Origin of the sequence: Candidatus Avelusimicrobium luingense, from assembly GCF_902757105.1 — a bacterium.
Taxonomy (GTDB): Bacteria; Elusimicrobiota; Elusimicrobia; order Elusimicrobiales; family Elusimicrobiaceae; genus Avelusimicrobium; species Avelusimicrobium luingense.
Window position 1 is genome coordinate 1 of record NZ_CACVTK010000007.1, and the last position, 12572, is coordinate 12572.

The 12572-nt window shown below is 42.3% G+C and carries 11 protein-coding genes; 8 read left to right on the top strand and 3 right to left on the bottom strand.

What is annotated here, in order from left to right; all coding sequences use genetic code 11:
- Positions 1 to 475: 475 nt before the first annotated feature.
- From ACQY3H_RS06805 to rfbA, 3 genes are all read left to right on the top strand, one after another.
- On the top strand, positions 476 to 1858 hold the full coding sequence (locus tag ACQY3H_RS06805) for an MFS transporter (protein ID WP_428075867.1): 1383 nt from the start codon (positions 476 to 478) through the stop codon (positions 1856 to 1858).
- A 105-nt stretch (positions 1859 to 1963) separates the two neighbouring features.
- On the top strand, positions 1964 to 3046 hold the full coding sequence (locus tag ACQY3H_RS06810) for a hypothetical protein (RefSeq protein WP_428075869.1): 1083 nt from the start codon (positions 1964 to 1966) through the stop codon (positions 3044 to 3046).
- 8 nt (positions 3047 to 3054) lie between these two features.
- On the top strand, positions 3055 to 3924 hold the full coding sequence (rfbA, locus tag ACQY3H_RS06815; protein WP_428075871.1) for a glucose-1-phosphate thymidylyltransferase RfbA: 870 nt from the start codon (positions 3055 to 3057) through the stop codon (positions 3922 to 3924).
- A gap of 84 nt (positions 3925 to 4008) precedes the next feature.
- On the opposite strand, the gene ACQY3H_RS06820 is transcribed toward rfbA, so the two are convergent.
- From ACQY3H_RS06820 to ACQY3H_RS06830, 3 genes are all read right to left on the bottom strand, one after another.
- Entirely contained in the window at positions 4009 to 4509 is a 501-nt protein-coding gene (locus ACQY3H_RS06820; protein ID WP_428075873.1) for a type IV pilin protein, read from the bottom strand.
- Between the two features lie 155 nt (positions 4510 to 4664).
- On the bottom strand, positions 4665 to 5204 hold the full coding sequence (gene rbr, locus ACQY3H_RS06825; RefSeq protein WP_428075875.1) for a rubrerythrin: 540 nt from the start codon (positions 5202 to 5204) through the stop codon (positions 4665 to 4667).
- Between the two features lie 24 nt (positions 5205 to 5228).
- The gene (locus ACQY3H_RS06830) at positions 5229 to 5669 is read right to left on the bottom strand and encodes a Fur family transcriptional regulator (RefSeq protein ID WP_428075877.1); all 441 of its coding nucleotides are present in this window, start codon (positions 5667 to 5669) and stop codon (positions 5229 to 5231) included.
- A gap of 76 nt (positions 5670 to 5745) precedes the next feature.
- On the opposite strand from ACQY3H_RS06830, the gene ACQY3H_RS06835 reads away from it, so the two are divergent.
- Genes ACQY3H_RS06835 through ACQY3H_RS06855 form a run of 5 tightly spaced genes read left to right on the top strand, consistent with a single transcriptional unit; the run spans position 5746 to position 12440 of the window.
- The gene (locus ACQY3H_RS06835; protein ID WP_428075879.1) at positions 5746 to 6915 is read left to right on the top strand and encodes an NAD(P)/FAD-dependent oxidoreductase; all 1170 of its coding nucleotides are present in this window, start codon (positions 5746 to 5748) and stop codon (positions 6913 to 6915) included.
- 47 nt (positions 6916 to 6962) lie between these two features.
- The gene (locus ACQY3H_RS06840; protein WP_428075881.1) at positions 6963 to 8123 is read left to right on the top strand and encodes a hypothetical protein; all 1161 of its coding nucleotides are present in this window, start codon (positions 6963 to 6965) and stop codon (positions 8121 to 8123) included.
- 50 nt (positions 8124 to 8173) lie between these two features.
- Entirely contained in the window at positions 8174 to 9940 is a 1767-nt protein-coding gene (locus ACQY3H_RS06845) for a Na/Pi cotransporter family protein (RefSeq protein WP_428075882.1), read from the top strand.
- Positions 9937 to 10269, top strand: coding sequence for a YkvA family protein (locus ACQY3H_RS06850; RefSeq protein WP_428075884.1), 333 nt, complete (start codon positions 9937 to 9939; stop codon positions 10267 to 10269). The genes ACQY3H_RS06845 and ACQY3H_RS06850 overlap by 4 nt, the downstream gene beginning before the upstream one ends.
- Positions 10266 to 12440: an AsmA family protein gene (locus ACQY3H_RS06855; RefSeq protein WP_428075886.1), complete on the top strand. Its 2175-nt coding sequence runs from the start codon at positions 10266 to 10268 to the stop codon at positions 12438 to 12440. The genes ACQY3H_RS06850 and ACQY3H_RS06855 overlap by 4 nt, the downstream gene beginning before the upstream one ends.
- Positions 12441 to 12572 lie beyond the last annotated feature (132 nt).

Genomic DNA, 12572 nt, shown 5'->3' on the forward strand with positions numbered 1-12572 from the left:
ATACGCCCCTTGGTATATTTCGGTGATGGCTTTTAAACTTTCCGCTACATATTTTCCGGTATTGGCACTCGTTACCAAAGCGCGGCCTATCTCAACAGGCAAATTTTGCGCCGCAGCGGGAGCAACACTGGTAAAGATCATAGTAAAACTTAGTAGTAAAGATAGTAGTTTTTTCATCGGAAAACTCCTTATAAAAAATCAAATTTTACGCCATAATCATAACCTTATTGTAATGCAATTACCAAAAAAGAGCAAGGGCCAAAAGGCCTATTTTTTACATAGGACTTTTTGCCCTCTAATACAGCATCAAACACTAACCAAGTGTTATACCTGTATTATAACAAAAAAGCAAACGCTGTCAATATTTTTATATTTAACCAACGCTTTTTCGTCCTATACAACAACCAAAATATATATAATAGTATAAGAGAGAAATTTGAAAAAACAAGGTTGTTTTCCGTCAAGAATATACATTATGCACGTCAGAGCACCACATATCAGCAAAAAATGGATGATTTTTTCCGTAACAGCCAACGGAACATTTATGTCCACCTTGTCAGCGGGCATTGTAAACATTGCACTACCGACCATGTCAGAGCAGTTTCATGTATCGTTAGAAAACATCCAACTTGTCGTCAGTTTATATTTATTAGTATTGACGTGTTTATTACCGGTATTTGGCAAATTAAGCGACTTATATAGCCGTAAGTGGATGTATTTAGGTGGCTTTATTACGTTTGGAGTAGGGGCTTTATTTGGCGCGCTTGCCAATTCGCTTACAACCATGTTGCTGGCACGGGCCGTACAAGGTATCGGATCATCGGCCATGATGGCTACATCGCAAGCCTTAATTGCACAAATTTTTCACGGGAAGTCGCGCGGAAAAGCGTTTGGCGCCATCGGTGCGGTAGTAGCAGGGGGATCTTTGGCAGGGCCGGCTATCGGCGGTGCGCTCATTCAAGCATGGGGTTGGCGATCTATCTTTTGGCTGACTATTCCTATTTGTATATTAGGTGTATGGCGGGGTATTTATTTAATTCCGCGTTTTAAGGCTATTAAAAAGATGAAGATGGACTATCTCGGCGCGGCGTATTTTGCCGGGATGAGTTTTACCTTTTTATATGCGCTTAACACCGCTACCGATAAAGGATGGAATCACCCGCTTATTTTACTTTCTTTTGCTTTATCGCTCGTATTATTTCTTTTATTTTTCCGTCGGGAACATACCTCAAAATATCCTTTCATCGGTTTAACGATTTTTAACATCAAAGCCATTTCATACGGTTGTCTGGTGGCCGTGTTGGGATATACGGCCCTTTTTACAAACTCCGTATTACTTCCGTTTTATTTAGCCGATATTATGCACTTGGATCCTATTCATATAGGTATGCTTATTTTGCCTTTCCCTATAACATTAGCCATTACTTCCGCCGTTTCCGGAGCCCTGTGCGCTAAATGGCCCGCTCGTATTATTACAACGGCGGGGTTTGTCTTATTGATAATTTCTACCTTAATGTTTGCCTTTATCGGCAGTGAACCGAGTTTATCTTATATTGTGCTGGCCCAACTAATTATGGGTGCCGGAAGCGGTACGTTTCAAGTACCTAATAATAATACCGTCATCAGCGCGGCACCGAAGGGAAAACTCGGTGTGGTGGCGAGTGTCAATGCGCTATCTCGCAACGTAGGGATGATAGCAGGGATTGCACTTTCCGTGGCCATTTGTGTACTCGTGCAACGTTATTTGGAAAGCCGCGGGATCTTACCTGATACCGCATTTATCGGCGGCTACCAAGCGGCCATGTTATTTGGAACGGCCTGTTCGGTGGTGGGGGGCGTTTTATCTGCCAAAAGGTAAATGGGTCTTTATTACCCAAACAAATAGGTCCAAAGACTCATTTCTTTTTGGCATATTTACGCTATAATATAGAGGTATTTTTGAGTAGTAAAGGAGAGATAAACCGTGAAAAATGTATTACGTTTATGTTGCTTCAGTGTACTACTGAGCATGGCCGCATTAAGTGTGCAAGCAACCACATTTTACCGACAACCCGACGGAGAAATAATTATGGAAGTTTCCACTCCGGAAGAGGCAACACGTTTGCTAACATTATTCGGAGGAAAAAAGACCAACACCTTACCCGAGGAAGAAGGGGGACAACCGCTTGTCCCGCTTACATTTTCTGAACAAGATTTTAACTTGGCACAAGCCAAACTCATCGCATATGTGCGTGACATAAACTGGAAAACGGGCTTTAATCTCACGTTACGTGATGCCGGATTTTTTCGTCGGTTGAAAATTATTTTCAGCGGTGTTATGGAATATACGCGGCCTTACCGCATGAGTGTAAGTGCAGTGTACCCGGATTTGGAAAACCAACTGGCAGATATGGAAGATGAACTTATAACCGTTCTGCAAGATTACGCTACGGCCACGGCGTTTGATAGAGCCATTGAACTCTCTTTAATCGGTTTGCGTTACGCCATTTTAACCGACAAACCGTTCCTTTTGCTGTTCGTGGACGAAGGGCAATATAAAGAGTTAATCGATTTAGATAACCGGTTACACCCGAATGAACCCTCTGCTATTGAGTCCCTCATGAATAATCTGTATAAATTTTTTGCGTATCGTGCCGTATATATGGAAAACGGATATGAACAACACGGCTATGATGCCAACACCGAGCAACTCATTAAAATTGCTAAAATGGGAGAAGGGGATGCCACGCATACATGGGAAAAATTAGCCGCATTTGCCGAAAAAATGTATGTCTATGAAGCAAAAGGCGATTTAGACCCCGGCAAAGAACATGATATTCATCTCCCGCGGTTAGAATATGCAATGCGCCGCGTTAAACACAATTTAGATGTGGAAAAGAAAGCGGCTGACATCGCTTACAAAGACCCGGCTTACCAAGATATTGTGATAGAAGCCAAAGAGGAAGGCCCTAAAAATCCGACGTTGGAACAAGAAGCCTTAAAATGGCTTCAAGAACATACACGGGATGAAATTAAAGAGGCCATTCTCAAACATAAAATGAAGTAGAGGAAACTATGAAAGGAATTATCCTAGCAGGCGGAGCAGGTACCCGGTTGTATCCGGCCTCGCGTCCGATTTCCAAAATTTTACTACCCGTCTATGACAAACCGATGATTTATTATCCTTTGTCTGTACTTATGCAGGCGGGCATACGTGATATTTTGATTATTACCACACCTGAAGATAGTAGTAATTTCAAAAAACTACTGGGGGATGGTAGCAACTGGGGAATAAAACTTTCATACAAAGCACAACTTGTTAAACGCGGAATTGCCGATGCATTTTTACTGGGTGAAGAATTTATCGGGCAAGATTCCTGCGCACTCATTTTAGGAGATAACTTGTTTTACGGAAACGGTTTTGAACGTCTCTTAAAAGCCGCTTGTTTGCGTAAAACAGGGGCTACTGTTTTTGCTTACGAAGTAGCCAATCCGCAACGTTTCGGCGTGGTGGAATTTGACGAAAATCATCGGGCTTTATCGTTGGAAGAAAAACCGGCCCAACCTAAAAGCCGTTTTGCGGTAACGGGGCTTTATTTTTACGATAACAACGTCGTAAAATATGCCAAAGAATTAAAACCGTCCAAACGTGGCGAATTGGAAATTACCGACTTAAACAAACGCTATTTGGAAGAAGGAAATTTACACGTTACCACCTTGGAACGCGGCTTTGCCTGGTTGGACACCGGCACGCATGAAAGCGTACTGCAAGCGGCTAACTTCGTGCATAGTATGCAAGTAAATCAAGGCATTGAAATTGCCTGCTTAGAAGAAATTGCACTTCACAATGAATTTATTACACCGCAAGAATTAAAGGTACAACTTGTCAACCAACCGAACAACATTTATTATAATTTTGTGCGTGAGTTGGTAAAAGAGAAATAGCGTTTTTGATATGCATAAAAAAGCCGCCCTAACCAATAAGCGTAAAGGCTGCGTTGTTTCTCATAAATAATCTCCTTAAGAATATTAGTTGGTACTGCCACAAACGGAGCGTCCTAATGCGGTTGTTCCCACGCAAGTTGTTTGGCCCGGATGGTCGGAATGATCTAACCAAACGGTATATAAAAATTCTCGGTTCGGATAACAATCATTATCCCAATGTGTTTGATGATAAGGACAATAAGAAGCACGAATATTCGGTACGGATCCCGCTAAATTATCCACTACAAAATAGTTATCACACTTGAAAGCGGTAGTGTCTTGCACTAAATCACAAGAAAATTCCAAATCTAAATCAGCGAGGGCGCTCGCATAATTTCCATTGGCCAAATAATAGATTTCATTGGCGGTTTTGATGGCATTGATATAGGTGCGTGCATTAGCAAACCGGCTTTTGGCAACGGCCACCTTATATTGCGGCAAGGCGACACTGGCTAAAATGCCGATGATTAAAACAACGACTAATAATTCAATTAACGTAAAACCCTTTACGTCTAAATGGCCCAACAAACTTCTTTTATTTTTCATACATGTTCCTCCCTTAAAAACAGTCTCATATAAAAAACGTAGAAAAAAAAAACGATGTCAAGCATTATTTTTCTCTGACGAAAAAGCAACGAAACCTAAAACATTTCGTTTTAGGTTTCGTGCGTAAAACGCAAGATAACATCCGTTGTTATCTATTAATAATTTTCCGGATGAATCATAAAGTAGGCTTGCGGGTGATTGCACACCGGGCAAACTTCGGGGGCTTTTTCGCCAATGACCACATGGCCGCAGTTGGCACATTCCCACATGACAATACCGGCTTTTTTGAACACCGCATTCGTTTCTACATTTTTTAAGAGTTTGCGGTAGCGTTCTTCGTGCATTTTTTCAATTTTACCGACGGCTTCAAACATAAAAGCCAATTTATCAAAACCTTCTTCTTTGGCTTCTTTGGCGAAAGTGGCATACATATCCGTCCATTCATAATTTTCGCCGTTAGCCGCGTCTAATAAATTGACGGTTGTGGTCGGGATTTCGTTATCATGGAGTGCTTTGAACCATAATTTGGCGTGTTCTTTTTCGTTATTGGCGGTTTCTTCAAAAATTTTAGCGATTTGAACAAACCCTTCTTTTTTGGCTTTAGAAGCGTAATACGTATATTTGTTGCGTGCCTGAGATTCACCGGCAAATGCGGTCATCAGGTTTTTTTCAGTTTTTGAGCCTTTGAGTTCCATACTATTCTCCTTATATACAGTGCGCTATTTGCGACACCGTTTGCAAATTCCTTTGTATTGAATATTGACGTGTTTCACTTCGCCGCACGTTAACCGGGGCAGTTCCACGGGGGTGGTGACTTCGGGGGAGAAGATATCATACACTTCTCCGCAACGGTTGCAAATAAAATGCGCGTGCGGGCGCAAATCTCCGTCAAAGCGTTCTTTTTCCGGTGTACCCACCCGAACGAGTAAATCCATTTTTTCCAAGGATGCCAATGTACGGTACACTGTATCCAACGATACATTTGACATTGTACACCGCACCGCATCAAACACACGTTCTGCGCTAGGATGCTCTTTAGAAGATGCTACCGTCTTGAAAATCTCGCGGCGTTGGTTAGTCACACGCAATCCACGGCGATGACATTCCCGTTCAAAATGTTTTACGCGTGCGGCAATTTCTTGAGAGGTCGGCGCAATCATAGATTTATCCGTAATTTTTCTTAATAAAGTATATCATATTTTGAAAAAAAGTATTTTTTTTGCTACGCTGTAAAAGATGCGTACTACTTCTTTTTATCATACGGCTATCATTGGCGGCGGCGCAAGCGGATTGTTTTGCGCAGGCAGTTTTGATGCACCGAAAATCGTTTTTGACACAAAATTAAAACCGGCACTAAAAGTGAGCGTTTCCGGCGGGGGAAAATGTAATTTTTCCAACCGTTTTGTTTCCGCGGCTAATTACAACTGCACCCACAAACACTTTTGCAAAAATGCGCTAAGTGCTTTTAAGCCCACCGATTTTACGGCCTTATTAGACGAAGCACATATCCCTTGGGAAGAACGTAAAAACGGACAACTATTTGCTAAAAATGCCGCAGACATTGTCCGCTTTCTTGTTAAACGCGCCAAGGCGCACCATACCACACTAGCCCTAGGCGTACAGGTATTAGACATCCAACAAGATTCCGATGGCTTTTTACTACACACGTCCACCGGCCCGGTACATGCGCAAAATATCGTCCTAGCCAGTGGGGGGCAATCATTTCCGCAATTGGGGGGAAATGGTTTCGGAATTAAATTGGCTCGCCAATTGGGGCTATCTATTATAGAGCAACGTCCCGTTTTATGCGGGCTGACATTTCCTAAAGATTTACGCCCGTTATGCTCATCTCTGGCCGGGAACAGTTTGCCTGTCATCATTAAACAAGGCAAACACGTTTTTGAAGGCCCTTTACTTTTTACACATGACGGAATCAGCGGCCCCGCCGTATTACAACTGTCGTTATTTTGGCAACCGCAACTCCCCGTAGAAATTGATTTTCTGCCCCATCAAAACGCAACAGAAATTTTAACGGCCCATAAAAATTCTACCAAAACGATCTCATCGATTTTTGATTTACCACACAAAGTTGCCAAAACATTGCTAAAGACCTACGACGGCCCACTCGCGAATGCTTCGCGCGAACAATTGCGTCAAACCGAAAAAACACTTCATCACTTTTCCTTTATCGCCCCCGGTACTGCCGGTTACACCAAGGCCGAAGCCACCGCCGGAGGAATTGATACTTCTGCCATCAATCCATCCACCTTACAAGTTCGGCACATACCGGGACTCTTTATTATCGGCGAAGTATTAGATGTAACCGGAAATCTGGGTGGGTTTAATTTGCATTGGGCATGGGCCAGCGGATTTGTAGCCGCACACGCATTAGCCCAACGTTTCTAATTACGTTGATTTTTGATATAATAAAAAAGAGTATAAAGGATAGTATTATGGATATCAGAGAACAACATTCTTTTCTAGCATTATTAGTTGAAAGTTTCCGTCTCATCAACCGTTCATTTAGTGTACTGTTGGTATTCGCAGGTTGTGCCGTAGTAGGCTATGCACTGTTAACTGCCCTTCTATTGATTAAAGTACATCCGCTTTTGGTTTCGCTGTTACAAATGCTTTTTTCGTCTTTTTTGGGAGTCGTGCTCATCCGTTTGTTTGCTGCACGTGCAGAAGGAGATAATATCTCTTTATCCGACACGGCCGCCGGTTCTATATTACCTACTGTTTATACAATTATATTTGGTTTGATGTGCGGTGCCGTCGGACTTGCTTGTGCGGTAATAGCACAACTCTTGGGCAAGACCGTAACGGCTATTTTAGCCATTCCGGCCGTATTAGCCCTCATCTTTGTAATGATCCGGTTAGTCTTTACCCACATTATTATTGCCGCACGCGAACAAAATCCAATTGCGGCATTATTGCACAGTTGGCAATTGACTAGCGGTCGTTTTTTCTACACATTAGGTATTTTGCTTATTTCCGGCATACTCCCTACTTTGTTTCTACATGCTGTAGGTTACGGCTTATATGTGGCTATTCCGTTATATTTTCCGAATAGTTTTAGTTTGGTGCACCCGTCTGTATTGTGGATTTGTGTAGGAATTGTTATTCTTTTATGCTGGATAGGTTTATGGTTATCTATGATGGCCTATCTGGTACTTGTTTTCTTAAACTTAGATTACCAAGATAATCGCAGCGGTGGTTTGGCCGATCAAGCGGCTATAAATATGCCACAACCCCAAATGGTACAAGCCCCGACTTCCGTGATTATGCAATCCGATTCGGAAGCACCCCAAACAGAGACTGCTCAGCCCCAAATACAACAACCGCAAGAAGTACAAATTGTTCGGGCTTCTGTTAAAACGCACTCCAGTGACGAGTCCATTGAGCAACATTTGGAACAGGTCTATCAACCCACCTCTCAAGACACAGTAGAATATGCGGAAGAAGATCGTATGCCCACGATTTTGTTTGATGATGACATGGCCCGGCAAATGGAAGAAAACCGGCGCAAATGGGAAGAAGAAAAAGCCAAATCACGTCAACGAAACCACCACGATGATGATGGAAACACTTCTACGATAAAAATGTCCAAATAATTCTGGAAAGAGCGGACAATTTTTTCCGCTCTTTTTTAATAAAACAAACTATGACAGGGATACTTCAACTTTTTAATTTATTAGGTGCGCTCTCACTTTTTTTATTCGGCATGAAAATGATGAGTGATGGGCTACAAAAAGCATCCGGCGATAAACTACGCAGTTTGCTTGCAGCCGCTACCGCCAACCGCTTTACTGCCATGTTATGCGGGGTATTTATTACCGGGTTGGTGCAATCATCCAGCGCTACTACTGTTATGGTCGTAGGTTTTACCAGTGCCGGACTTCTTAACTTGTACCAAGCATTAGGTGTAATTTTTGGGGCCAATATCGGTACCACCACCACCGCGTGGATTGTCAGTTTATTCGGTTTCAAAATTCAAATTTCGCTCTTTGCCTTACCGGTAATTGCTTTAGGTTTTTTTATGCAATTTATTACCCGGCGCGCTTTATGGCGACGTATGGGGGAAACGCTCGTAGGGTTTGGATTATTATTTTTAGGGTTGGCCCTCATGAAAGACGCTATCCCTGCCGATTTAGCCTCTAACGAGCATCTTACGGCTTGGCTTTCGCGCATTAGTCCTACCCATCTAGGTAATTTACTGATTTTAATTTTAAGCGGAGCCGTATTAACAATCGTTTTACAATCATCCAGTGCGGTAATGGCGATGACGTTGACCTGTGCCGCTGCCGGGCTGATTGATTTTCCCGCCGCCTGTGCGCTTGTTCTTGGTGAAAACGTTGGGACAACGGTCACCGCCAATTTAGCCGCATTAGGAGCCAGCAAAAATGCTCGCCGCGCGGCATTAGGGCACTTTCTATTTAACTTTATCGGAGTATGCTGGGTAGTGGCTATTTTCCCGCATTTTATTCGTTTGATAGATTATTTAGTCCCCGGTTCGCCTTACACAAAAGAAACTGCCGTATTAAGTGCCGTTCTTCCGTATCATATTTCAGCCTTTCATACTGTTTTTAACGTGTTAAATACGGCCCTGATGCTACCGTTATTAAAACCGTTAGCCAAACTAACGCTTGTATTTATTCCCAAAACAAAGCGGGAAGATAAAAACGAATATGATTTACAATTTTTATCTACCGGTTTTATGCAAACCCCCGAATTGGCATTAGTGGCCATGCGTAAAGAATTAGAACGGATGATGGGGTTTGTTACCCGGATGAGTGATAAAATTATTCACGCGCTAAAAGTACAAGATGACAGAATGTTTAGCCAACTCATTGACGACGTCAAAGAAGCCGAAAAAACAACCGATGTTTTAGAGCATAAAATCAATGCTTATCTGACTCAACTGACGCACGGAAACCTATCCCGCCATGCCGTAGCGCAATCATTTACACTATTTGATGTGTTAAATAGTATTGAACGCATGGGAGATTGTGGCGAAAAAATTGCCCGCATTTTAGAAAAATTCCACACGAAGGAACCGTTTTCCCAAGCAGATATTGATAATTTGGAAACCATCGCGCGGGACGTAAAGAAAATCACCAAACGTCCCCGTCGGTTATTGTTAGACTTTTCTCAACAAACCTCTTTTTGGAAGGAACAAGCCAAACGTGTTTTTAATGAAGCCGTTGAAGATGAAAAGAATCTAAATGCCTTACGAAAACAACTTTTGCGGGAGCGGCGCGAACGTATTGTATCCGGGCAACAAACGGTCTCGCCCGATGCAATTACCGCCTATGCGGATATTGTCAACAATTTTGAGCGCATGGGAGATTATGCCTTACGTATTGATGAAAATTTACTTGGCTTTCACGCACAAGACAGCACCCCACAACCAGGAGAAAGAGCCTTATGAAATTTAGTCCGTCTGTAATTATTAGCGACATTAAAACTTTTTTCCCGATGGTTTTTGCCATTTTCCGCGGCAAATATAAAATGCCATGGGGCACACTCATTTGGGCCATCGTATGTTTTATCTATTTGGTTAGTCCGGTGGATGCTCTCCCCGATGTATTACCTTTGCTGGGAATTACCGATGATGCCGCCTTTGTGTTGTGGATATACACCAAACTTCATCAAGATTTGGCCCGCTATCGCGCCTTGCAAAACGGGGAAAACCCGGATATCATAGAAGCCGAAATCGTTTCAACAGATGAGGAAAAAAATAAAGGAATTAACAAATGAAAAAATTACTTAAATTAGTTGTAAAAATTATAGTTATTGTAATCTTATTTATCGCCGTAGGGCTGGTAGTACTACGCGTGATGTTTCCGCCGCAAAAACTCAAACAAATGGCCATTGACTATGCCGCCAACAATTTTCACCGAGAAATTTCGTTTGATAAACTGTCATTTAACCTAATCGGTTTTACGTTGGAAAATTTTGCCATGTCGGAAAATTCCACCTTTGAACAAGGCACCTTCATCAAAGCCAACCGTGTAGAAGCCAAAGCCGCCTTAAAACCATTGTTTAAAAAGCGCATAGAAATTGCCGCCATTTATTTAGACGGCGTAAATGTTAATATCCAAAAAAACGAGGACGGAGCCTTCAATTTTGATTCGTTAGTTACTCCGGCTGAAGGGGAACAACCCACCGCCGAAAGCACGGCAGAAACTCCGGCGCCAGAAACCACCTCGGACGAATTTGTTTTTACCGCTCAACACATTAAAGCCACCGATTGTGATTTCTCTTATACCGATAAACAAAGCGGTTTAATTACCGGTATAGAAGATCTTAATTTTCAATTGGACAATGTAGATTTCACCAAACCATTCCCGGTACAAATTTCGTTTGTCAGCCATACTAAAGATAATACCGGGCTTACGCTTTCCATACCGGTCAATATTGCTTTTGATTTGTTTTTAGCCGGGTTAGATATGAATCAAGCATATGCTGATGTTACCCAAGCAAACGCTTCGTATAAAAATCTCAAGTTAGACTTACAAGGTAAAATTACCAACTTCCATGCGCCCGACGTTAATTTAACCGGAACGATCACCGGGCTTACAAATACGGTTCTTACGGATCTGCTGCCCGATTTGCCTAATTTTTCACTACCCGCTATTCAACTCGTCTTGCAAGCCGCTACCGATTTGGATAAGTCCACCGCCCAAATTACAAAGGCGTCACTAAAAATTTTAGATAGCGAATTTGCCACGCATGGTCAAATCGGCTGGGGGGGAACAAACACCACTTATCAATTAAGCGGGAACTTAAAAGCCGATATTGCACAAATTGTCAAAATGACCGACGACACCGGCTTTGATCCTAAAGGAAATTTAAATGCCACCTTTACCGCAACAGATAAAAATAACGGAAGCGATGTTAAAGGGACACTTACCTTAAAAAATGTTAGTGCGTTATATCCGCCTTTTACATTAACGGAAACGAACGGGACGATTAAATTAGCCTCGTTAGATGATATTTCTTGTCCGTCGTTAACCGGATTATTAAACGGTGAAAAATTTGATTCGTCTTTCTCATACAAATCTCATAAAGATATAACTGATTTGGACCTCAAATTAAATTTAGCCAAACTTACACTTACGCAATTTCCGTCCTCAAGCGAAGAACAAACAGCCGCCCCGGAAACGACGGCGAAAGGTCATGAAACACCGGCACCCGAAACGTACTTGAACTTAACAACCGATATTAAGGTGGGCCCGGTAAGTATTCCGTATTTCCGTACCGACGGAGTAACGGCTCAAGCCGCCCTAACTAATTTAAGTGATTCTATGCAAAAAGCCAACGGTACCGTATCCTTTTCATTAGAGCCGGGGGCCATTACGGAAATGGATACTCTTATCAAAGAAAGCAAAGTGGCACGTATTATTTTACTACCGCTTAATATATTAAATTCCGTCGGCAAAAAATTAAATCTTAATTTATTTGAAGCCGAAGTCCAGGCAAAAAAAGGAGAAATCGCCATAACAAAAGCCGAAGGGAAATATACGTTTACCAACGGCGTAATGACGTTGGATACCACCAAATTTGAATCGACCCTAACAGATTTGAATGCTACCGGAACGGTCAATTTTGTTTCGCGCGATCTAAACATGAAAGCGTCGGCCACGTTAGTCACCAAGCAAACCCCGGTCGTTATTAAAATCGGCGGGACGATAGATAATCCGTCCGGCAAATTGGATGTCGTCAATACGGTAACATCCGTAGTGGGGGGAATTTTAAGTTACAAAGCCGCTAAATCAGCCGTTCAAGGCACTACACACGCAGCATCCAATGTGGCCAGCACAACGGCGCAAGATACCGTCAAAGCGGCCTCGTCTGCGGTAAAAGCATTGGGTGGATTATTCAAAAAGAAATCGGACAAAACCGCTGACGAAACCGAACAGAAATAATAAACTTATAAGTAACATAAAAAATCTCCCGTTTGGGAGATTTTTTATTCTCAAAAAACATCCCTATTACCCACCGATATATACCCATCAATTACTCCCTTGACGATTAGGGGTTTTTCTCTTACAATATAG

What these genes read in the sequence shown, in the direction of transcription:
- ACQY3H_RS06805 (WP_428075867.1), top strand. Translation starts at nt 476, where the DNA reads ATGCACGTCAGAGCACCACATATCAGCAAAAAATGGATGATTTTTTCC.
- rfbA (WP_428075871.1), top strand. Translation starts at nt 3,055, where the DNA reads ATGAAAGGAATTATCCTAGCAGGCGGAGCAGGTACCCGGTTGTATCCG.
- ACQY3H_RS06820 (WP_428075873.1), bottom strand. Translation starts at nt 4,509, where the DNA reads ATGAAAAATAAAAGAAGTTTGTTGGGCCATTTAGACGTAAAGGGTTTT.
- rbr (WP_428075875.1), bottom strand. Translation starts at nt 5,204, where the DNA reads ATGGAACTCAAAGGCTCAAAAACTGAAAAAAACCTGATGACCGCATTT.
- ACQY3H_RS06830 (WP_428075877.1), bottom strand. Translation starts at nt 5,669, where the DNA reads ATGATTGCGCCGACCTCTCAAGAAATTGCCGCACGCGTAAAACATTTT.
- ACQY3H_RS06835 (WP_428075879.1), top strand. Translation starts at nt 5,746, where the DNA reads ATGCGTACTACTTCTTTTTATCATACGGCTATCATTGGCGGCGGCGCA.
- ACQY3H_RS06840 (WP_428075881.1), top strand. Translation starts at nt 6,963, where the DNA reads ATGGATATCAGAGAACAACATTCTTTTCTAGCATTATTAGTTGAAAGT.
- ACQY3H_RS06845 (WP_428075882.1), top strand. Translation starts at nt 8,174, where the DNA reads ATGACAGGGATACTTCAACTTTTTAATTTATTAGGTGCGCTCTCACTT.
- ACQY3H_RS06850 (WP_428075884.1), top strand. Translation starts at nt 9,937, where the DNA reads ATGAAATTTAGTCCGTCTGTAATTATTAGCGACATTAAAACTTTTTTC.
- ACQY3H_RS06855 (WP_428075886.1), top strand. Translation starts at nt 10,266, where the DNA reads ATGAAAAAATTACTTAAATTAGTTGTAAAAATTATAGTTATTGTAATC.